The following is a 23,398-nucleotide window of genomic DNA, read 5'->3' on the forward strand; positions in this document are numbered from 1 at the left end:
ACTTTATTTATGTATTAATTCTATTTTTGACTTTCAGCAAATAAATATCTGTACTGCAATTTTCTTTATGAAATTTTGCAGTAAGGACATCTACTTTATAAAATTTTCTAAAAAAATTATCTGATCACTTTGTATTGTAATTGATAAGTACAAGTTGTCTACCCGTTTTTTATTCTAAACTTTATTAAGTAATGGTTTACTTATTGATTTCCGTGTCATAGTTTCGTTCAATTGTTCCGTCTTTTCTTTGGTCTTTGTTATATCAGATGCTATAAAATTTCACATTAATGATCGGGTGTGAACTATTTTAGCCAGAACCGGAAAATTAAAATCGATGTCATTCAATTCTGCTTCATTTATTATATAAAATGCTCGATTTGTACGAGTCCAATATGCTCCATTCCTCTATTTTTGAGAACTTTTAAATTGGGTTATTTCCCATTTATCATAAAAAAATCAAATTATTTAATTTAACCAATAAGGTTTTCTAAAACATATAAAATGAGATTACGATTTATGGCTATTGTTTTGTTTTCAGTATTTTTTCAAAGTTCTTTTTCACAAACAGATAATGCTGTCGAAAAAAGAATTCAAAAGTTAATTAAAAAAATGACTTTAAAAGAAAAAGTCGGTATGCTGCATGGAAATTCTAAATTTTACACCGAAGAGATAAAACATCTTGGAATTCCGGAATGGGCTTTATCTGATGGTCCACATGGCGTCAGGGCAGAAATGAATCGACATAACTGGAAATATACAGGACAAACTAATGATTCATCTACCTGCTTTCCTCCGGGAACAGCTATGGCTGCAAGCTGGAATCTGGAACTGGCTAAACAACGTGGTATTGTGTTGGGCGAAGAAGCACGTTTTCGCAAAAAAGATGTTTTACTTGGCCCGGGAATCAACATCATTCGTTCTCCGCTTTGTGGAAGAAACTTTGAGTACCTGAGTGAAGACCCTTTTCTTATTTCTCAACTTTCAATAAATTATATTCAGGCTTTGCAAACAAAAGATGTTGCTGCCTGTGTGAAACATTTTGTAGCCAACAATCAGGAAGAAAATCGTTTTGTAGTAGATGTCAATATGAGCGAAAGAGCTTTAAGAGAAATTTATTTACCGGGCTTCAAGTCCTCAATTGTTGATGCCGGAGCATTGGGAGTTATGGGGGCTTATAACAAATTCAGAGGGGAATATTGTACCGAAAATGATTATTTGGGACGAACCCTTTTGCGAAATGAATTTAATTTTAAAGGGGTTTACATGTCTGATTGGGATGCCGTACACAGTACTGAAAAAGCAACTCTGGCGGGTTTAGATTTAGAAATGGGAACCGAAAAAGAAAACTACAATGACTGGTATTTTGCTGATCCTTTGATTAAAGCGGTAAAAGAAGGACGTATAAAAGAAAGCGTAGTGAATGAAAAAGTGGCAAATATATTGAGAGTCATGATTAAAACAAAAGTTTTAGATCCTCAAACTCGCATAACTGGCTCTTTAAACACAAAAGAACATCAGCAGGCTGCCTATCGTTCTGCAGTAGAATCAGTTGTCTTATTAAAAAACGAAAAGAAAACGCTGCCTTTAAATATGAGTGCCTTAAAATCAGTAGCTATCATTGGTGATAATGCTACACGCACGCATTGTGGTGGTGGATTTAGTTCAGAAATCAAAGCTTTATATGAAATAACACCATTACAGGCTATAACCAATAAATACGGAAAGTCGATGCAAATCAATTTTGCACAAGGATATGAAAAGCAATCTCATGTAGTGGAAAGAAGCAGTGACGGACAATTAAATACAGATAAAGTAGACTGGAAATTAATCGATGAAGCCGTTGCTCAAGCCAAAAAATCGGATATAGCGATTGTCTTTGCAGGTTTAAACCATGATTTTGATTCGGAATCATTTGACAGACTGCACATGCGTTTACCTTACGGACAAGAAACTTTGATTCAGGAAGTAGCCAAAGCAAATCCAAAAACGATTGTGGTAATTATTGCTGGTTCTCCACTTGAACTGGCAGGTATTGAATCCCGTGTTCCGGCCTTAGTTTGGGGATGGTACGGCGGAATGGAAGCCGGTAATGCTGTTGTTGATGTTTTAAGCGGCAAAGAATTTCCTTCAGGAAAACTGCCTTTTACTATTCCGGTTACTTTAAGCCAGTCTCCTGCTCATGCCTTGGGTGCATATCCGGGACATGATTTAAAAGTGAATTACGATGAAGATATTCTGGTAGGGTACCGCTGGTTTGATACTAAAGAAATTGAACCTCAATATCCTTTTGGTTATGGTCTTTCATACACTTCTTTTGAAATTTCTAATGTTGTTACTGACAAAAAGGTCTATGGTGTTAATGATGAAATAACAGTAAAATTTAATATCAAAAATACAGGAAAAACGAACGGTGCTGAAGTCGTTCAATTGTATGCAGGTCAGACAAAAGCTTCTGTTTTAAGACCTAAAAAAGAATTAAAAGCATTTGATAAAATATTTCTGGCACCGGGAGAACAAAAAACAGTTGATTTAAAAGTGAAAGTAAAAGACCTTGCCTTTTACGATGAAAAAACTTCCGGCTGGAAAATTGAATCCGGCGAATTTATTCTTTATACCGCTACATCTGCTAAAAATATTATGAGTACTCTGGCTGTTACAGTACAATAAATTTCTTAAAAAACACTTAAGCTATCACTTAAAAACAAATATATGGAATAATATAATTCGTTTGGGGGCGAACTGTATTATTCTATTATTTGTTTTCAAATTTATTTAATTCAATAATTTAAAAATTTTATTTAGAAATTACTTCACTTTCAGGCGGTCCTAAATAAGAAGGCTTCAATCCTCCGGTATTTATCAAAATTTTCTGCAAAACTATTCCGGGATCCAATACACGAAAACGTAAAACATGTTTACCAGCTTTTGAAATTGAGTGTTTAGAAAGAGAATGTATCAGGTGCTCAGCCTGCCATTTTCCTAATTCACCCCGATAATGCCCATTAAAATTTACAACCTGTGGCTTTTCTCCATCAAAAGAAACCTCATAACGAAGACCTTTATTGCTGTTAAAGTTAAGGGTTGGAGCCAAAAGCAATTCTACATCAAAATCTCCGCTTGAAGCAAAATCTATTTCGTATTCAACAAAAATATTTTCGTTCTGATTCGGATATTTACTTTGTGGAAATGTTGTGATTCCGCTTTTTGTTTTTCCAAAATCAGGTATTATTTCCCAATGAATCTTGTCTGAATTGTTTAATGCAGAAAAATGTTCTGCTTCGATAGCAACATAGCCGTCTTTTTCTTTGAATACTTTTACTCCTGGTTTCTCTTTTCCGGAAATATAAGTCACATTTGGAAGGATATTTTTGGGTTCATCGTGCCAGCTTTTATATCCAATTCTCATCTGATCCATGATATGCGTCCATTTTCCTCCAGAAATTTCGTTATTGTATTTATTTTGAAGAACAGAATCTCTTTCAAAATTACTTTTTACCTGATCTGCAAAAGTGTTGGCTAAAATATTTTTTTCTGACGCCAGTTTTCTGTTATTGGCCTGGGCAAAATACATTTCGTAAAGGTTGCTGCAGGCATCTATCGGATATAATACCAATTGAAAATAGGCATCCTTGTATTCCTTTGGAATATCATTGTAAACTCGGTAAGCATCAAGTGCCAGGTTTTTATATTCATTTACTACGGCTTGAAACTCATTATAATTTTCAAGACTGTACGTATTGCTGTCCAGCATTTCAGGTGTAACCCTTCTATTGAATTTTGGATACGTATTTAATAGCCTTGCAATTTCTTTTGCGTGTTTTTTTCTAAACTGATCAACCGCCCATTTTTCGGTGAATTCAAAAAGATTCTGAGAGTTGAACTTCTCAGGATTCCATGCCATTTCTAAAAAGAAACTGATCGGGAATTCCATTGGTTTAAGATCTCCCACATTGACAATCCAGATTTTATCGACACCATGTTCATAGGTAAGATTCATTTGTTCCCAGACTCTTTGTATCGGACTTATATTTATCCATTTAGAATTTCTTGGCCCTCCTACATAATCAAAATGATAATACATTCCGTAACCGCCTTTATGCGAAGGCTTTGTCAGATCAGGAAGTTTACGGACATTTCCCCAATTATCATCGCAGAACAGTAGAATAACATCGTCAGGAACACGCATTCCAAGATCATAATAATCCTGTACTTCCTTGTACAATGCCCATACCTGAGGTGTTTTTTCGGCTTTTTTATGGGTAACCTCAGCAATAATTTTACGCTGTTCTTTTACAATATTCTCCAGCAGGCTTATATTAGTTCCTTCGCTCATTGCTTCATCCCCGTCTCCGCGCATTCCTACGGTTACCAGTTTTTCCCAATTTATGCTGCGCTCGATTCCTCCTTTCCAAAATTCGTCTAAAACTGCTTTATTTTTACCATAATCCCAAACATTCTGAAGATTCTTTTTTTTGATATACCGATGCCAGTCTGTCTGAGCCAAAGCCATAGGTTCGTGATGAGAAGTCCCGATGATAATACCCATTTCATTGGCTAAAGGTCCGCTGGCCGGATCATCATCATAAAAAGCATTTCCCCACATGGCCGGCCACATATAATTGGCTTTTAACCGAAGCAGTAATTCGAAAACTTTTTCATAGAATTTGCTATTAAAACCTCCAAATCTGGCTTTAGCCCAGCCGCTTAATGCCGGAGCTTCATCGTTGATAAAAATTCCCCTGTATTGTACGGCAGGTTCTCCATCACTGTATATTCCTTTTGCAAAATAAATATTTTCTTTATGTTCTACAGGCACATCAGCCCAATAGTGCCAGGGAGAAACACCAATTTGTCTGGACATTTCATAAATTCCGTAGATTGTTCCTCGTTTATCACTTCCTGCAATCACAATGGCTTCTTCTACTCCTTTAAATGGATTTTTTATGTTTTGAATAATAAACTTTTCATTTTTTCCCTTAAGTAACTTTCCGTCAATTTTTTTCTGTTTTATTAAATCTTCAATGATAGAATTGGTTCCGATTGTTCCAATGATAATCAACGGCGAAGACGAATTTGGACTCTGATTAAAAACAACCGGTTTATTACCCGTAACTTTTTCAAAATCAGACTGTAGATTACTTATTGCACGCAACACACCAGCATCCATTCCGATATTTACAAAAAAAGAAAGTTGTGTTGATTTCTCGCTCAGTACAACAACATCCCCGCTTTTTTGTGTGGTTATAAAAGGCTGAGATGCCTTTGACAAATTAAAACTAAAGGTTATAAGAAGTGTTATGATATATGCTGATACTCTATTCATTGTACTTTTTATTAAATCTTTAATTGATAAATTGATCAAAACAAGACAGCGCTTTTATTCTGTCTCTACACTTTTTAAGAATTTATATCCTGATAACGAAAGCATTTTTTCGGCATAACGTTTTCCCAGTTCTCTGTAACCTGCTGCATTAAAGTGTAAAAAATCCGGCTCGGCAGTGCATCCTTTGGATGAAATTACATAAGAGTTCGCTATCGTATGAGGCAGTGTGCCAATAATTTTATTCATGCTTCCACATTTACCATTCTGGTCCTCATTTACTGTTTCGCCCGAAAGCAAAGGTACTTTTTTCGGATCCAGATTCAGATCTCTCATTAAATTATCATACACAATTTTTACTTTTTGAGGCCAAAGGGTATCACCTGTATTAGATTCTCCCTGATGCAGCAAAATTCCCTTAATCACTCCTTTTTTCTGTGCAATTTTTGCCATTTCCACAAGTCTTTTATAAGGATTTCCGTCATATTGTTTTATTATTCCTTTCATCCAGTCGGGTGCTGTTGTAATATAATTTTCAGATTTATCTTTATCGAAAAGTTCAATTTTACATCCGCCAATAGCTACATTTATAACCCCTATTTTTATATTTTCAGGAAGATTGGCTATCATATTCCTTCCAAAATAATCAACTGGTGTCAAACCTGTATTACAGCGGCATAATGGCGGTACAGCTGTGTACCAATTACCTGTTTTACGCCCAATTTCAGGACAATTTACCGCCTCTAAAACCTGAAAACGATTATTGACGCTCACTGTATCTTTTGGTTCTATTTTAGCGTATCCTTCCATGTTGGATTGGCCTAAACTTAAATAAACATGAAAATCAGGATCCTGAGAATATCCTTTTTGTATTATCAAAAAAAAGACAGCAAATGCAAAAAATTTAATTGTTAATTTCATAATTATGAATGTTTTATTATCAAAAATTATTTAAAATTCGGATTAAAAAAAACAGTAGTCAAATCCAAAACAGCAGTATTTTATTTAAATAAATCCAAATTTACAGCATCTCCCATTCTGAGATAGCCAGATTCATTTGGATGTAGGAAGTCACCGTCATGCAGGTTAGATAAAATCGTTTTCGAACCAATTTCTGAAACCATTGCCTTATCAAAATCAATTACGGCATCAAAAGCGTTACTATTTCGAATCCATGTATTTACGACATCTCTTGCTTCCTGTCTGTAAGGCGCATCGTAGAAGGATTTCTCAAAAGGCAAAATAGTACAGCCATACACTTTGATTCCCTTGGCATGTGCTTTATCAATCATGACTTTATAAGCTTCAATTAGTTCCTGAGCTTTTGCCGGTGCATCTTCAGGGTTTTTAATTCCTCCAATATCGTTGATCCCTTCCAGGAGTATTAACCATTTTGTGCCTTTGTGAGATAATACATCCCTTTCAAAACGATCTAATGCTGTTGGCCCCAATCCTCCTTTAACGACACAGTTTCCTCCTATTCCTAAATTCAAAACTCCTATCAGATCCGTTTTTTTATTCGCCAGCAATCGGGCAGATAAGATATCTGTCCATCTGTTTTGCTTGTTTGTTCCGGATCCACGCCCATCTGTAATGGAATTTCCAAGACAGACAATATTAGCAGAGTTCTTTGCAGCATTAACATCTACTCCCATTATAGAATACCAGTGATCTGTTTTTATCGCTCCTGAAAAAGCAGCATTTGCAAGATTATCACCTTCTAAAAGATAAGAAGTCGTTCGGGAGCCGGGATGTCCGGATGTTTTTTCAGCAACTGATCCGTAATGAATGGTAATGGCTAAAAGCTGACCTGGTTTTAAATCAAAATCAAAGGCATCTGAAAACGCTTCTTGTTCAGGCATTATTGTTACCCCTGGATTTCCGTTGAAATGTAGTACTTTTTGACTTGCTACATCTATACCCGGAGCAGCAACTACATTGGCAACACTTACCGATTTAAGAGTAGTTGACTGATCACTGAATATATTAGAAAAACGCAGCCGCAGATGCTTTCCTCCTATTGAAACCCTTATAATCTGTCGAAGCGTATTTTCTGACAGACCCGGTGCAGGAGCCCTATTATTTGGTTCTACAAGCTGTTGTGCTGTTGCCCATGTACCAACCCATTTTTTTGTATTTGATCTGCCTGCTTCTTTTGCAGATGACTGAGTAGACTTACATCCCAAAACCAAAAGGAAGAAAGGTAAAAACAATAAAATTTTAAAATATCTTCTTTTCATGTGTAACTATTAATTCCTTTATAATCAAGGCAAAATTCAATACTTTTATTCTGCCTGCGCATCATTTGCAGCAGTAGCATATAATCCTACCAATGCTCCTGTAAAACCTCCTGCGATATTTGTAGAAAGTATATCTCCGGAAACACTTCCTCCTAAATTTTCGAAATCAACATCATTTAGGGAATAACTAAACTCATAACTGTCACCTTTTGCTTTTACCTGAAGACGAATTGGCTTTTTAATTTCGATTTTAGTGCTGGCAATAATTTTTGATTGTCCATTTTCTGTTCTTTCCAACAAAATATAGGTATCTTTACCTTTTTTTGTTATTCCAAAAACATAATTAAAACGCTCACTCTGTAAACATACAATTCCTGCAAGATCCTTTTGAGAAACCGGTTTATAATCTATTGTTGATGCAAAAGAAAAAGTATTGTGCATTTGTCTGTAAAAAAGTGTCGAAGTTGGTTTCAGTTCCTTAATATTTACTTCAAAAGGAGTAATCTGCAGTCCTTTTTTAGTTAGCGAAATAAAATTTTCGCGAGGTCCTCTAAGCCCTATCCATCTGTAATCTAATTTTTCAGATGTAAAATTTTCGACAAACGTAAAATTTCCGTTAGGAAAAAATCCATCCTTACCCGTTTTGTTTTCAGTAACTCCTTTAGGCATTTTTATTTTTGGCTCCAGAGGCAATAATCCGTTTTCAAAAACCGGAAAAACACCTGACCAGTCTACAGGCAGCATAAAAGTTTCACGTCCTGTATTTACCCTGTTCTTGTCATTAGGCCGAACACCTAAAAATACGCCATAATATTTATTATCAGGTCCCAGAATCAAATCTGCATGTCCAGTCCAGTCTACTTTATTAGCTCTGTCATTTGGAAAATATCTTTGTGTAAGGATCGGATTATTCGATGCTGGTTTAAAAGGTCCTTTTGGACTGTCACTAACAAAAATAACTTCGCTATGATCATCTCCCGTTCCTCCTTCGGCACACATTAAATAATAACGTCCGTCTTTTTTATACAAATGAGGCGCTTCGATCCATATTGGTTTTTTAGAAATATCAACGCCTCCATCTACTATAATTTTGTCTGTCCCTGCGATTACTTTATCGTTTTCAAGATCATATTCCCAAACTTTAATCACACGATGCCCTTCATATAATTCTTTTCCTTTATCCGGTGCATCGTTATGAACCACATACCCTTTTCCGTTATCATCAAAAAAGATGCAAGGATCAATTCCTCCAAAATCTAATTTTACAGGACTTCCCCATCCTTTTTTGGGATCTTTTGTCTTTGCTATGATATTGCCCATTTTTCCTGTAAAAGCAGTTACAATCATATAGAAAGTATCATTATGAGGATTGTAAGTTATTCCTGGTGCATATACTCCTCCTCTGATATCTGTGTCGTGAGGATTAAATTCTGAAACCTTATTTAATACGCCTCCCAAGTCAGTCCAATTTACTAAATCTTTAGAATGAAAAATAGGCACGCCCGGAAACATCGCAAATGAAGAGCAGGTCATGTAATAGTCATCTCCTTTCCTTGTAATGGCCGGATCCGGATAACATCCTTGCAAAACCGGTGAATAAAACTCATCCTGTTTTAATGGATTATTTTTATAAATATTATCATCTCCCTGATACATAACATTAGAAAAAACAGGGCTTCTTTCAGTTTTCTTTTTTGAGTGAGTATCCTGAGCTTTTATATCATTGAAGGAGAAAAAAAACAATAATGATAATGCTTGTAAGAAAAAAAAATGTTGCTGCTTCATGCGTATAAATTTGTATTAAAATCACTTTATAAATATCATGCTCTCTTTAAAAATATTCGATTTCATGCCAACTCGTTTACTATTTTTATTTAACAACCTCAGTTCGATTATTAGACCAATAAAAAAGTATATTAATTGCCTCCTGCTTTAGCTGGAGGTTTATTGAGTTTTAGAAAGACAATCTGGCTTTAGCCAAAAAATCAACACTCTTTTTATTTGGTTAAAGCCTTTTTAACTAAACTATAAGTTCTCCAGCTGAAGCTGGAGGCTATTTAATAATAATCGAACTCAGGTTAACAAGCATTTTTTCTACTAACCTGTTAGGTGTAATTAGTTTTTGATGATAATTTTTCGTCAGTTCGAGTGATTTTCGATAGAAAATTATATCGAGAACAGAAAAATTATAATCAAAAACGGTTCTCGATACATTTTTTGTTTCGTTTCTCTACACAAAAAACACTCGAACTGACGTTTTTATTAAAAAAATAGTTCTCGATGCAAATTTTCTGAAAAAACTATTGCATTTTCAGAAAATTCACTCGAACTGACGAGACGTTGTAACCTCATTTTATATTGCTTTTTTGTAAAAAAAATTAAACCTCGAACTGACGTTTTTAATAATTGCACTCCAACGAGCTTTCTACTACTTTTATTAACATTAAATCTATCCCCTCTTATTCTTTTGTTTCTTTTAACTTCAATACACTTTGATAAGCTTTTTTGGGTTTTAGCTCTTTATCAAATAACAGAGGGTAATTTGTCCTTCCTTTTATTGGCCAGTCATTTAACCAGGATTGTCCGTCATGAACTCCCCACAATGTTACCCTGCTAATTTTATCTTTATGTTTTAGGAACAATTTAAAAATTGAAGCATAACGCTCAGCAAGCTTAACCTGTACTGAGTCAGGAAGTTTTTCTGGATAAGGGTTCATTTTGGCACTTCCTTCAAAATTTTGATTAATATCTGCCCCTTTTAAATCCCAAGGATTTGGTAAAACGGTAATATCCAATTCGGTAAAAGCTACTTTTAAACCCAAAGCAGAATACGCCAAAATACTTTCTTCAATCATCTCTATAGAAGGACTATCTAATCGCCAGTGCGCCTGAATCCCTACTCCATCAACTTTTCCGCCTGCTGCTTTGATTTTTTTGATCAAATTAATATTGCCTTCTCTTTTGGCTGGTTCTTCATTATTGTAATCGTTATAATACAAATCTGCTTTTGGATCAGCTGCGGCAGCCAATTTAAAAGCATCAACAAGGTATTGCTCTCCAAGCGTATTCAAAAAAACTGATTTTCTTAATGTCCCGTCTTCATTCAACGCTTCATTGACTACATCCCATGAATCAATTCTTCCTTTGTATTTAGAAACGATTGTCGTGATATGATCTTTCATAAAAGCCTTCATTTCTGTACTATCTTTAATTTCAGTCATCCAGGGAGCCAATTGACTGTGCCATATTAAAGTATGTCCGTGAACAAACATTTTATTTTTCTCGCCATAAACAACAAATTTATCAGACAAGGCAAAATCATATTTGTCTTTTGCAGGATGCATATACATCGATTTCATGATATTTTCTGCAGTTATAGCGTTAAACTCTTTTTTTATTAGAGAATCCTCTTTTACATTTTTTTCTTTAATTTGATTGGTATCTAAAGCAGTTCCAATATAAAAGTCATTTTTATAGCTGTCTTTCAATGAAACAGCATTCTTTTCTTTTTTTGCATTACAGCTGCCCAAAATTATCAAAGACAAAAGCAGTAAATAGTGATTAGTTAATCTCATTTTTATAGGGTTCATGATTTATAAATGTAAAATTGCAGGATATTTGTTGAATATTAATTTCCCGGTGCAAAAGGAAATTTTAATGCTTGAAAATATTCTAAAGATTGTACGGGTTTCTCCACTCCGACCGGCAATTCTTTACCCGAATATTGTTGAAAATAAAGTAAACATGCATCCCGCCACCATTTTGCTTCTTTATATTGAATTTCCAGTAACATCTGAATCTCTTTAAAACGTTCCTCATCAATATATTTTTCGGTTTTATTCCAGACATTCTGCATGCTTTTTACCTGATCTACACCTTCCTGATACTTTAAAGCCAAACCATTCCAAAGAGTCTGACCATTTTTTAATTTATAATCCCAGGCAACATGATGAAACCATAATAAATCTTTTTCAGGACAGGTTTCTACATTATCAAACCGTTTCTCAACTTCGGGAGCATATTGTGCTGTGGCATTGGTTCCGGTTTTAGAGCGGTCAAAACCAATTCCGTTTTTATCTGCTTTGTGATAATATACCGGATTCCATTCCGGTCTTGACAAATTCGAAACCCACGGTCCCGGACCATAATGATGCCCCGTATCCATAATATGATGCAAACCAAGCGGTGTCATGTAACTGACAACAGCTTCACGCGATTCAATCATCATTTTTTTTACCGGTTTAATAAAGTTTTCATCATTCGAAAATGTACACCTCAGCCATTCATCAGCAATCACTTCCGAATCTAAACCCGGATTCCATGCCAATCTTCCAAAGCCGTACCAATTCGCCTGTGCAAAAGGATGTCCGGTCCAGTTTAAATCATTTCCAATATTAGAAACTCCGGCGATTCCCGTCAATTTGGTTTTTGTAAAAGAACCGTCAATCACTTTGGCAACCGTTGTTCCTTTTCCTTTTTGATACGTGTCGGCTTCTAAAACTTCCTGAAATAATTTAGGAAGAAAAACCAAATGCGTGCTAAAACCTAAATATTCCTGTGTAATTTGAAACTCCATCATCAAAGGCGTTTTCGGCATAGCACCAAACATAGGATGAAAAGGTTCTCTGGGCTGAAAATCAATCGCTCCGTTTTTTACCTGAACAATTACATTTTCTTTGAATTTTCCGTCGTAAGGAACAAATTCGGCGTAAGCCTGTTTTGCCCTGTCATTGGCATCATGTTCAGAATATACAAAAGCCCTCCACATAATTACACCTCCAAATGGTGCAACAGCATCTGCCAGCATGTTTGCCCCGTCAACATGATCTCTTCCGTAATTTTGTGGCCCTGGCTGACCTTCTGAATTTGCTTTTACCAAAAAACCTCCAAAATCCGGAATTCTTTTATAAATTTCCTTTGCTTTATTTTTCCACCAATTCGCAACATCAGTATCTTTTGGATCTGCTGTTTTTAAACCTCCAATTTCGATTGGTGCCGAAAAACGGGCTGTTAGATACACTTTTATTCCGTAAGGTCTGAATACATTAGCCAAAGCTTCAACTTTCTCTAAATATTGAGGGGTTAAGATTAAAGCATTTGCATTTACATTGGTCAAAACTGTTCCGTTAATTCCAATTGACGCATTTGCTCTCGCATAATCAATATAACGCTGGTCAATAAAATCAGGCAGTTTTTGCCAATTCCATAAAGAAAAACCGGCGTAACCGCGCTCTACCGTTCGGTCTAAATTATCCCAATGATTCAAGATTCGAATATTGGTTTTTGGTGAATCAACAATGTTTAAATTTTTGATGGATTTATCTGTTTGAATCAATTTCAGAAAATTATAAACACCGTATAAAACTCCTATGTCCTTTTTAGCTGTAATGACAATATGGTTTTTATTTTTTATGGAAATCGATTTAATAATAAAACCTTCGTCATTTATGAGTTCAAAATCTGAACCAACTAAATTTTGAATTTCAGCACTTAATACCGATTTTGAACCTACAATTATTTTATTATCACCTTCTACTTTTGTTGCTGCTTGAATTTTACTGCCTAACATTTCATCCAAAGCATCTTTTAATTCATTTACAGCTATTTTTGAAGTTTCTGTATTTTCTAATGAAATTATCCCTTTAATATTTGACCGATATTCTGAAATTATTCCTGAATCGGTTTTCTTTTCATACTGCAACCATAATTTATAATCTTTTTGAGCTGCTGCTGGCCAACAAGCCGCAAAAGCCAATACAATGAATATGAAAAAAGTCTTTTTTACAGGTGTCATTTTATTTTCTCTCTTTTACAAATTTCAATTTTTATACAAATAGCAAATTATATTTTAAAAACACACTATTTACTACAATAAATGCTAAAAAAAATATATTATTAAAAATATTTACCTCTTCGCAATCGGTTGTGCTAAAATACAAAAATAAGGCAATAAAAAAATTAAAAATGTTTTTTTAATCGCTAATTAAAAATAATAACGAAAAAATATGGCATTTATGAATCCCGGAGGAACCCATCTCAATAGAAAAACTGCCTGTACAAAAAAGCAGCTGATCTATTAGAAAAAACTATATAAATCAGATCCTTATGGAAGACTTGCGTATCCGTTAAGAGCATTTTTAAAATCAAATTTATCCAACGATTTTATTCAACAAAAATCAAGATAGCTTAAATGTTAATAATCAAAAACTGGTTTCATCGCAATTAATTTAGTAACTTGTAGAACCTAAGTTTTATTTTACACTGTAACTGTGTAATTTTTATTTGAATAAAATATAAATCACAAAACCTGTTTCATGAAAAAAAATCTTCTACTATTATTTATTCCATCGCTATTTATTTCATGCGAAAATAAAAAAGAACTCGAATTACAAAACAGAGAAAAAGCTTTAATGGTAAGGGAAGAACAACTAGCTGACAAAGAAACAGAATATCAGTCACTGGTTTTATTCCGCGACAGCATTATAGCCTTAAAAGACAATGTGAAAGTTGGCAACGAACATCTGAAAGAATGGCCAAAAAATATTCAGGGCATCTGGAACAGTAAAATGCTTTGCAGAGAATCTAATTGCAATCAATATGTAATTGGAGATCAACGCAATGAATCCTGGCAGTTTTTGACTGATTCTACAGGAATTTATACTAATGTTTTAAGCAACAAAAAACTCATCCGTGTACTTAAAGCAAAATATATTCAGGATAAAATACAGCTTGAATTTAATAGTGACAGTATTTCAAAAAATAAAACAAAGATCAATGTAGTACTTGATGACATACAGGAAAATGTCATTAAAGGCACTCAGACAATTACCGGACAGGATAATTGCACCGCAAGATTTTCAGTAGAACTTACCCTTCCTCAAAAGAAATAATTTATGTTATTAAATATACAACACATCAGTCTTCCTATTGAAGATCCATTACTGAAATACCTTATCGAACTTATCATAATTTTGTGTATTCCGCTTTTATTGAACAAAATAAAAGTACCTCACCTTTTAGGCCTTATCATAGCCGGTGCGGTAATAGGCCCAAACGGATTTAATATTCTGGCCCGGGACAGCAGTATTGTGGTAACAGGAACAACCGGGCTTCTTTATATTATGTTTCTGGCAGGGCTTGAAATTGATATGGGCGATTTTAAAAAGAATAAATGGAAGAGCATTACTTTTTCACTTTACACCTTTGCTGTCCCCTTTATTCTTGGGCTCATTGGCGGTTACTACATATTACATTTTTCGTTTCTGACATCTGTACTTTTTGCCAGTCTTTTTTCATCTCACACTCTTATCGTATATCCAATGGTTAGCAAACTGGGAATTGCTAAAAAACTGGCCGTTAATATTACGGTTGGCGGAACAATGATTACAGATGTGCTCTCACTTCTCGTATTGGCTGTGGTAGTAGGTATGTCCCAAGGAGAGGTTGGGACTTCTTTCTGGGTTACATTATCAGTATCTATGTTAGTTTTTGCTTTGATTGTTTTACTTGTGTTTCCAATTATTGCACGCTGGTTTTTTAAAAATGTAGAGGATAAAATTTCACAGTATATTTTTGTTATTGTAATGATATACCTTGCCTCATTATTAGCAGAATTAGCAGGAATTGAAGCGATTATCGGAGCCTTTTTTGCCGGTCTTGCACTAAACCGGCTTATACCGCATACGTCTTCACTTATGAATCGGGTAGAATTTGTTGGAAATGCTATTTTTATACCCTTTTTCCTAATCAGTGTAGGAATGCTGATTGACTTTAATGCTTTTATTCAGAGTTGGGAAACTTTGGGTGTGGCCTCGGTTATGCTTGCAGCTTCTATTGGAGGGAAATATTTGGCCGCTTATTTTACAAAAAAAACATTTAGTCTTACCAATGACGAGGGCACCCTTATTTTTGGAATGAGTTCTGCATCTGCGGCAGCGACATTAGCAGCTGTTATGGTGGGATACAACATTATTTTATCTGAAAATGAAGCCGGAGAACCTATTCGTCTGTTGAATGAGCATGTGCTTAACGGAAGTATTTTACTGATATTGGTTTCCTGTACGATTTCATCATTTGTTTCAATGGCTAGTGCGCAAAGGATAGCTGATTCTGACAAAGAAGAAACAGTTGCAGGTTCAGGTCATGAAAAAGAAAATATTCTGATTGCCTTAAATCATGAAAATACCGTAGAGAAATTAGTAAACCTAGGCCTTCTGATAAAAACACAAACTAACAAAGAAGGACTATTTGCATTAAATATTATCAATGAAGACAAAAGTGAATCATCCTCAAAAAATGCAGAAAAATTATTGGGAGTCTCTGTAAATATAGCTTCCGGAGCAGATGTAAAACTAAATCCAATTACGCGATATGATAATGATGTTGTATCCGGTATAAATAATGTTGTTAAGGAACAAAACATTACCGATTTGATTATTGGATTAGAAGAAAAAGGGTTTTCATCATCCTTTCTTTATAATCTTTACAACGGTTATCTGCGCAATAAACAAATTAACATCATCATTTATCACGCCATTCAGCCCGTAGCAACCATAAAAAAATATGCTGTTCTCATTCCTCCAAATGCGGAACGTGAGCCGGGCTTTTTTCATTCACTCCTGAGAGTTTGGAATATTGGTAAAAATTCAGGAGCAAAAATGAGTTTTTATGCCAATGAAAAAACAAATCATATTTTAAAAAGTATTATTAAAAAAGCCAATATCGAAGCCGTTTTTAATACCATAACAACATGGCAGGAAGGCCAGGAAGCAGCTTTTGGTTTAGATCAGGACGAAGGTTTGATTCTGTTAATGGCAGACAGAGGCATGGATTCTTATCTCTCAAAAATGCAGGATATCCCTGAAATCCTCAATAAAAATCTCAGTAACAATAATTATATTCTTATTTATCCTTTTTCAAAAATTGACAAAACCGTTACCGAAAAAAGAGCGGTAAGCAACCTCGATGATTTTGCCGATATTGGAAAGATTATTGGAAAAATTTTTAAATAAAACTTAAACAGGCTCTTAATAAAATCCCCTTTCTTTTATCTTAACTTTGCACTGTTTAAAATACCAGCAATAATCATCAAGCAAAAAAGTGGAAGCTAAAAAAGAGGAAAATGACCCCGTAAACTGGACGATCTGTCAGGAATGCCAAGGTCGTGGAAAAAAAAGTCGAAGGATCAGCAAAAAAGTAAAACTTCATTATCAAATTGCTTTAGATGAATTCGAAAAAACAAATGGCAAAGGTACAGCTCCTGTTCAGCCTAAAGGAAATTTGTACTCATGCCCGAAATGTCTCGGGTCCGGATTACTGCCTGCTCACACCCTTCCGACAGCAAATAAAGAAAACTATCCACATGTTGCAATCATTGGTGGCGGTATAGGCGGAATGGCTCTGGCTGTTGCCTGTTTACACCGTGGAATTCCTTTTACTCTTTACGAACGTGACAAAGATTTCAATGCCCGGTCTCAAGGGTATGGACTGACTTTACAGCAGGCCAGCAAAGCAATTCAGGGATTAGGCCTTTTCTCTTTAAAAGAAGGAGTAATTTCTACGAGGCATCTGGTTCATACTCCTGAAGGAAAAATAATTGGCGAATGGGGAACCCGAAAATGGCTTCAGTCAGAGACAAAAACTTCGTCTAAACGCACAAATGTACATATTGCACGCCAAGCTTTGCGGTTAGCATTATTGGAGCAGCTCGGCGGAAACGACATGGTACAGTGGGGCCACCAATTAGTAGATTTTAAACAAAATGATAATGAAGGTGTTAATCTCAATTTTCAGGTTGACGGGAAAATAAAGAGCACTAAGGCAGATCTTGTGGTTGGAGCCGATGGTATTCGCAGTGCTGTACGAAGATTGCTGATTGGAGAACACAATACGCCTTTACGTTATCTGGGCTGTATTGTGATATTAGGTATTTGTCCATTAAATACTCTTCAGGACCTTAAAAATCCTCTATTAGATTCAGCCACTGTTTTTCAAACGGCTAATGGCCATGAGCGAATCTACCTTATGCCTTATTCGTTAGATTCAGTGATGTGGCAACTTAGCTTCCCAATGTCTGAAGAAGACGCAAAGTCTTTAAGCGTAAAAGGTTCTCAGGCACTCAAGGAAGAAGCATGCAGAAGAATCCAGTGGCATGACCCTATCCCTCAAATTTTATCAGCAACTCAGGAAGCTCTTATTTCAGGTTATCCTGTGTATGATCGTGAATTACTCAAACCGGAATTGTTAGAGAAATCGGGAAAAGTGACTTTAATCGGAGATGCTGCACATCCTATGAGTCCGTTTAAAGGACAAGGTGCAAATCAGGCGCTGTTGGACGCACTATCACTGGCCCGCGAAATTACCAAAGGATGTAAATCTTTATCTCACTGGAAGAAAGTCGGATTGAGAGCAGCGGTATTAGCTGAATTTGAATCAGAAATGTTAAAACGCAGTGCCATAAAAGTACAAGATTCTGCAGAAGCCGCACAGTTCCTGCATTCTGAAGTTGTCCTTCATGAAAGTGATGCTCCCAGAAGATGGTTCAAGAAAAAAGACACTCAATAAGTTGTTCAAAAAACAAAAAAGGCTGTCCGGAAAGACAACCTTTAATGACTAATTAAAAAAAATGTATGCTAAAGTTCTTATTTCCCTGAAGTTTTTTCAGGGCTCATAATTACTTCGACGCTACTAGAACTATCCAAAACGTGCTTACTAAACTGCTGAATAGTTTTCTGATTAATTTTAGAAATTAAATTTTTATATTCTTCATCCTGTAAAAACGGAATCTGATTTAAGCTGTTGTTGTAAAGTGTCGAGTTCCAGAAAGAATTGGTTTTTAATGATTCTTCCCTGTTTTTCAGGAGTGCTTTTTTGATGTCTTCCAAATCATTGGCATTAACTGGATTGGTTTTCAAATCATTCAGTTCCTTCCAGACAATCTGCATTAATTTTTCCTGTTTATCAGGATTACAATCGAAAGTTAAAGCAAGACTGAAAACCGGTGCAGGAATCTGTTCGAGGTTACCGCCAACACTTACGCCGTAACTTCCGCCTTCTTCTTCGCGAATGGTCTGTAAAAATCGTTTGGATAATAACTCGCCAATAATGTACATGGTCATTGCATTTTCTTTGCTGTACTCGGTCTTACCCGTCAAATTCAGATAAACCGTAGTTTTAGCAACTTCCATCGGACGTTTGAAATGCACCACTGTTTTTCCTTTTTTAGGTTCAATATGATGATCGACATAATTCTCTTTTACAGCCGGATTCGATTTTAGGTTTCCAACGTATTTCTGAATTAATTCTAATCCCGATTCAGGGATATTTCCAACAAAAATAAACGTGAAATCAGACGCATTTTTGATTCGGTCACGGTAAATACTTTCTGCTTTTTTCAGATCAATTGTTTCCAGAAATTTATCGTTGAACAAAAAAGTTCTTGGATTATGATTTGAATTTGCTACATCAATAGAATCCTTAAAAGCGCTTCCGTTGTCTTTTTTAATGGTTTCCAGACGATTTTTGTACTGTTCTTTCAAAATGCTAAAAATGTTCGGGTCAAAACGGGGCGCTTCAAAAGAAAGATATAGCAATTGCAGCATCGTTTCAAAATCGGCTTTATTGGAACTTCCCTGAAATCCCTGTGTTTCATCACCAATAAACGGAGCAGACTGAGCCACTTTTCCTGTCAGTTTTTCTTTTAAACCAATGTTGTCAAAATTTCCTAAACCGGAAGATCTTGCCAGTGTGGTTGCAATTTCTGCAGAGGTTAAATCCTCTGTTTTTACTAAAGATTTACCTCCTTTTGAAAAGGCAGAAAACACAATCTGATCCTGGGAATAAGTTGTTGGAAGCACAATTATTTTAGCATCATTTTGTAAAATATAACCTTTCGCCTCTTTTATCCCGGCTACTTCAAATGTTTTTTTGACAGCAGCAGGCTTCAGTTCTTTTTCAATCAAAGGGGCATTATTTTCTTTTTTGGTATAAGGTTCTAAAGACATGCTTTCTACCTTTTTCATCACGCTAACAACAGCATCTTTAGTAGGAAAATTTGCTTTATCTTCTTCAGAACCTGTCACTAAAGCCACCTGATTTTCTGGTTTTTGAATGGTTTTTACATAAGAATTCAACTCTTCCAAAGTGATGCTTTTAATAATGCCGACAATTAGTTTGTAATCATCATCGGCAGAAAGAAAAGGTTTTGCTTTAAGGAAATAATTAGTCAGTTTATCTGCCCAGCTTTCGTTATCGACTTTATCTTTATTGCTCAGAAAATCATCATACGAACTAATAAAGAGTTTTTTGGTACGGTCTAATTCTAACTGGACAGCCCCAAAACGTTTGATACGTTCAGCTTCGGTGTAGGCTTCTTCAAAAGCCTCGATTGTTTTTCCTTTTTTGGCTAAAGCCACAATGTTAAACGAATTACTAAGTCTTGAAATTGACTCAAAATACGTTTTTAGGCTTAAAGCAGAGCCTTGATTCTTTAAGAGTAATTCTTTGAAACGATTGTTCAGAATACTGGTGTAAAAAGAGTTTAGAACATTTTTACGGGTTACAGTACTATCATTTACCAGTGGCTCATCAAAAACATATTTCAGTGTAATGGCTGTTGAAGAGGCTTCTTTATCGGAAGCGGTTCCAAAATACAATTCATCGTGCTTCGGAATTCCTTCATACGTTCTGGCAGCTGCTTTTTTTGCTAAAGGAATACCCGAAAATATCGTTTTTACCTTTTGTTCCATGGCTTTTACGTCGATATCTCCAACAATGATTACAGCCTGCAAATCGGGTCTGTACCATTTTTTGTAGTAATTACGCAATTCAGCATATTTGAAATTGTTGATGATGTCCAAATCACCAATTACATCCCTTTTGCTGTATTTCGAATTTTTGTATAAAACGGGATCCGTCTGCATTTTTAAGCGAAAACTACTTGTGCGTCTGGTTCTCCATTCTTCACGGATCACCCCCCTTTCAGCATCAATTTCAGCATCGGCTAAAGACAATGCGCCTGACCAGTCATGTAAAACCCAAAGTGTAGAATCAATTAGTTTTTCATTAGTTACCGGAACCGTGCTGATGTTGTAAACCGTTTCGTCCTGAGCGGTATAAGCATTAATATCTTTACCAAAAGTGACTCCGTTTTTTTCCAGCATTTTGATGATACCTTTTCCTTTAAAATGCTTTGTACCGTTAAACGCCATGTGCTCCAGGAAATGCGCCAGTCCGTTTTGGTTGTCGTCTTCTAATATGGCGCCAACATTTTGAACGAAATAAAAACTTGCCCTGTCTTTTGGCTCTTCGTTATGCAGGATATAATAGGTTAAACCGTTTTTTAATTTTCCGGTTGTCACGTTTTTGTCCAACGGAATTGTGGTTTTGAATTGAGAAAATGCTCCATGAAAAGACAGTAGCAGCATCCCAAAAATGATATTTTTTTTAGTCATTTTTTTGTTTTTTTGCCCAATATCTGCCGTTAAAAAGTCAAAACAAGTATTTTTGAGTAGGTTCAAAAAATATCGAAAATCATTTTTAACGGCAACAATAGGGAGGATTTTTATCTTCTGTTTCTTCTAATCAGTATAAAAGCACCAGAAAGTATAATCAATAATGGAAAAATTCCGATGAAGACAATTTTACTGATAAAAACCTGATTTGCACTTACTGTTATTTTGTTGTCATTACTTTCTGGACGAGTAGTATCAATTGGGAATTCGTAATTAGTGAACCAACTGAAAATATCGGTTACAAACTGAAATGTTCCTGATCCGCCACGGCTTAACTCTGCATTACCCATAAAATCAGCATCTCCTGCAACAATTATTTTTTGAGATCTGCCATTGATGTTTCTCGTTAAGGCAACTACTAATGGAATTTCCTTTACTGCTGGTTGCTTTTTTAGATCTTCAGGTATTGATGTAATCCCAGTTTGTGATTCCCAAGCAGGCTGATCGTTTGTTTTTAAAAGTGGTGTAATTTTAAATTCTGCCTCTTTAACAATATTGATACCACTAGTTCCTAAAAACGGAATTGGAAGATTTTGTTTATTAGGGGTTAATTTAATAACTTTTGAATCAATATTTTTTGCAAGCTCCGTTACTAAATAATCCGGAGAATTGGTCTCACTTTCCTGTACCAGAGTTCGCGAAGTGTAACTTAACCCTAATTTATCCAATACACCAGCCAAAGTCGAGTTGGTATCCGGTTCTGCCAAAAGGGCTAAATTTTTCCCCTGATTAATATATTTGCTGATGCGGTCAATAGCACCCTGACTTAACTGCGTTTTTGGATCAGCGATAATTAAAATGCTTGTTTCCTCAGGAATATCCTGTGCATTAATATCAACAGAAGCAACATCAAATCCCTGGTTGATAAGAGAATATCTAAAGGTGATTTCATTGAAACCTGTCTTGTAATTTTTATCTCCGTTTTTATCAATGCTACGTTCCATATTTCCAGTAGCAACAACTACTTTTGGAGCAGGTACAACTAAACGTTTTAAGGCAGCAGATATCTCTTTTTCAGAAGGCCCTTTGAATAAATCATCGTATATTCTTAAAAAAGTTTTTTTACCGTTGTATTCTATGGTTCTTACTACTCTGTTTTGCTCAGGGCTCAGATCAATAATTTTCTTAATTTCTGCAGGAGTATATAATTTATCCAGTTTCAAGCTCTGTGTTTCAATCATTTTCTCAGCAAGCTGTTTATCACTTAATCCTGGGTTTTGAGCATATAAAGCTTCATTTTTTGAAGTATCATAATAGTACACGTATTCCATTTGGGTTTGCGGCAGAAAACGAGTGTACTGCTCAAATCTGGCTTTGTCAAGATTTTGAAAATATGGCATAACCATAGAATAGTTAATATCTAATAAGTTGACATAAGCAGTAATTTTGATTGGCCCTTCTATTTTTTCAACAATTTCCAAACTGTTTTTGGTTAGTGTTCTGCTTTTGGTACTGGTCATATCTTTATAAGCAGTAAGAGGCGCTATAGAAGTAATGTAACCCAATGATAATACAACAGTGATAAGCAACACATATTTTAAGACTCTCTTGGAAGTCGTCTGTGCATCTCTTCCGGTTTGTAATTTATAGATACTAAGTACTATGAAAAGACTGCTCACCAAAACAAAGTAAAATATATCTTTACTTACAATAAGGCCTTGCAGCATTTCGTTGGCACGTCCTGCAATAGAAAGGAAATAAGTAATATCTTTTACAAAGGCGACATCCTGCCAAAGTTTTCCAATAAAATTCAACCCCCCTAAAACGACCAAGGTACTGATGGCAGCCACTACCTGATAAGAAGTCAGGCAGGACATAAAAAGACCGATAGCGGCATAGGTGCAAACCAGTAAATACAAGCCTATTAAACCTGAAAGAGCAAATTTTAAATCTAAGTTATCGATAGAGAAATAAGCAATAATCACCTGAAGTCCTAAGATGGCAACAAATAACGAACAGTAAGCCGCAATGGCCAGGTATTTTCCTAATACGATCTCTTTAATTTTAATAGGAGAAGAGAGTAAAAGTTTGATCGAACCGCTGTTAATTTCACGGCTAACAAGTCCCATGGTCAATAGTGGAACATACAAGTACAAATAACTCTGCATTTCGGTAAATACGCCCATAAACCCTGAAAAGACAACCTGCGTTAAATTACCCAATTCTTGTCCTAATTTCTGCGATTTTTCAAAACGTTCAATCAGGTCAAAAAATTTCCAGCTGGACTGGATTGAAAATATAACTAAAACTACCCATGCAACAGGCGAGTAAAACATCGTGTTGAGTTCTGTTTTAGCGATTCTATATATTGTTTTCATTTGTTTGTT

Annotated in this window: 12 protein-coding genes; 4 read left to right on the plus strand and 8 right to left on the minus strand. The window is 35.4% G+C overall.

From position 1 onward, the window contains the following. Nucleotides 1-501 precede the first annotated feature (501 nt). A complete protein-coding gene (locus tag FLV_RS11785) occupies nucleotides 502-2,667 on the plus strand; it encodes a beta-glucosidase (RefSeq protein ID WP_243234043.1) in 2,166 nt (721 codons plus the stop codon). Between the two features lie 127 nt (nucleotides 2,668-2,794). Here FLV_RS11785 and FLV_RS11790 read toward each other — a convergent pair whose 3' ends face one another. The 6 genes from FLV_RS11790 to FLV_RS11815 form a co-directional block, all read right to left on the minus strand. Beyond that, the gene (locus tag FLV_RS11790; protein WP_243234044.1) at nucleotides 2,795-5,323 is read right to left on the minus strand and encodes a glycosyl hydrolase 115 family protein; all 2,529 of its coding nucleotides are present in this window, start codon (nucleotides 5,321-5,323) and stop codon (nucleotides 2,795-2,797) included. A gap of 54 nt (nucleotides 5,324-5,377) precedes the next feature. Beyond that, nucleotides 5,378-6,241, minus strand: coding sequence for a sialate O-acetylesterase (locus FLV_RS11795; protein ID WP_243234045.1), 864 nt, complete (start codon nucleotides 6,239-6,241; stop codon nucleotides 5,378-5,380). Nucleotides 6,242-6,321: 80 nt separating this feature from the next. After that, the gene (locus FLV_RS11800) at nucleotides 6,322-7,560 is read right to left on the minus strand and encodes an SGNH/GDSL hydrolase family protein (protein WP_243234046.1); all 1,239 of its coding nucleotides are present in this window, start codon (nucleotides 7,558-7,560) and stop codon (nucleotides 6,322-6,324) included. Between the two features lie 45 nt (nucleotides 7,561-7,605). After that, complete coding sequence (locus FLV_RS11805; RefSeq protein WP_243234047.1) at nucleotides 7,606-9,345, minus strand: glycoside hydrolase family 43 protein; 1,740 nt, start codon at nucleotides 9,343-9,345, stop codon at nucleotides 7,606-7,608. A 674-nt stretch (nucleotides 9,346-10,019) separates the two neighbouring features. Further along, nucleotides 10,020-11,135, minus strand: a complete 1,116-nt coding sequence (locus tag FLV_RS11810) for an endo-1,4-beta-xylanase (RefSeq protein ID WP_243234048.1) — start codon at nucleotides 11,133-11,135, stop codon at nucleotides 10,020-10,022. Nucleotides 11,136-11,188: 53 nt separating this feature from the next. Next, nucleotides 11,189-13,354: an alpha-glucuronidase family glycosyl hydrolase gene (locus FLV_RS11815; protein WP_243234049.1), complete on the minus strand. Its 2,166-nt coding sequence runs from the start codon at nucleotides 13,352-13,354 to the stop codon at nucleotides 11,189-11,191. 520 nt (nucleotides 13,355-13,874) lie between these two features. Here FLV_RS11815 and FLV_RS11820 point away from each other — a divergent pair. The 3 genes from FLV_RS11820 (at nucleotide 13,875) to FLV_RS11830 (ending at nucleotide 18,123) form a co-directional block, all read left to right on the plus strand. Then, complete coding sequence (locus FLV_RS11820; protein ID WP_243234050.1) at nucleotides 13,875-14,450, plus strand: hypothetical protein; 576 nt, start codon at nucleotides 13,875-13,877, stop codon at nucleotides 14,448-14,450. A gap of 3 nt (nucleotides 14,451-14,453) precedes the next feature. Then, nucleotides 14,454-16,571, plus strand: a complete 2,118-nt coding sequence (locus tag FLV_RS11825; RefSeq protein ID WP_243234051.1) for a cation:proton antiporter — start codon at nucleotides 14,454-14,456, stop codon at nucleotides 16,569-16,571. Nucleotides 16,572-16,659: 88 nt separating this feature from the next. Then, entirely contained in the window at nucleotides 16,660-18,123 is a 1,464-nt protein-coding gene (locus FLV_RS11830; RefSeq protein ID WP_243234052.1) for an FAD-dependent monooxygenase, read from the plus strand. 77 nt (nucleotides 18,124-18,200) lie between these two features. On the opposite strand, the gene FLV_RS11835 is transcribed toward FLV_RS11830, so the two are convergent. Both FLV_RS11835 and FLV_RS11840 read right to left on the minus strand, forming a co-directional pair. Next, the gene (locus FLV_RS11835; RefSeq protein WP_243234053.1) at nucleotides 18,201-21,011 is read right to left on the minus strand and encodes a M16 family metallopeptidase; all 2,811 of its coding nucleotides are present in this window, start codon (nucleotides 21,009-21,011) and stop codon (nucleotides 18,201-18,203) included. A gap of 110 nt (nucleotides 21,012-21,121) precedes the next feature. After that, nucleotides 21,122-23,389 (minus strand): Gldg family protein, encoded by a 2,268-nt coding sequence (locus FLV_RS11840; protein WP_243234054.1) that lies wholly within the window; start codon nucleotides 23,387-23,389, stop codon nucleotides 21,122-21,124. Nucleotides 23,390-23,398 lie beyond the last annotated feature (9 nt).

It is taken from the genome of Flavobacterium pectinovorum (assembly GCF_022802975.1).
GTDB classification, from domain to species: Bacteria; Bacteroidota; Bacteroidia; order Flavobacteriales; family Flavobacteriaceae; genus Flavobacterium; species Flavobacterium pectinovorum_B.

Excerpts from the sequence above, each read along its gene's own strand:
- FLV_RS11785 (WP_243234043.1), top strand. The coding sequence starts at position 502 with ATGAGATTACGATTTATGGCTATTGTTTTGTTTTCAGTATTTTTTCAA.
- FLV_RS11790 (WP_243234044.1), bottom strand. The coding sequence starts at position 5,323 with ATGAATAGAGTATCAGCATATATCATAACACTTCTTATAACCTTTAGT.
- FLV_RS11795 (WP_243234045.1), bottom strand. The coding sequence starts at position 6,241 with ATGAAATTAACAATTAAATTTTTTGCATTTGCTGTCTTTTTTTTGATA.
- FLV_RS11800 (WP_243234046.1), bottom strand. The coding sequence starts at position 7,560 with ATGAAAAGAAGATATTTTAAAATTTTATTGTTTTTACCTTTCTTCCTT.
- FLV_RS11805 (WP_243234047.1), bottom strand. The coding sequence starts at position 9,345 with ATGAAGCAGCAACATTTTTTTTTCTTACAAGCATTATCATTATTGTTT.
- FLV_RS11810 (WP_243234048.1), bottom strand. The coding sequence starts at position 11,135 with ATGAGATTAACTAATCACTATTTACTGCTTTTGTCTTTGATAATTTTG.
- FLV_RS11815 (WP_243234049.1), bottom strand. The coding sequence starts at position 13,354 with ATGACACCTGTAAAAAAGACTTTTTTCATATTCATTGTATTGGCTTTT.
- FLV_RS11820 (WP_243234050.1), top strand. The coding sequence starts at position 13,875 with ATGAAAAAAAATCTTCTACTATTATTTATTCCATCGCTATTTATTTCA.
- FLV_RS11825 (WP_243234051.1), top strand. The coding sequence starts at position 14,454 with ATGTTATTAAATATACAACACATCAGTCTTCCTATTGAAGATCCATTA.
- FLV_RS11835 (WP_243234053.1), bottom strand. The coding sequence starts at position 21,011 with ATGACTAAAAAAAATATCATTTTTGGGATGCTGCTACTGTCTTTTCAT.
- FLV_RS11840 (WP_243234054.1), bottom strand. The coding sequence starts at position 23,389 with ATGAAAACAATATATAGAATCGCTAAAACAGAACTCAACACGATGTTT.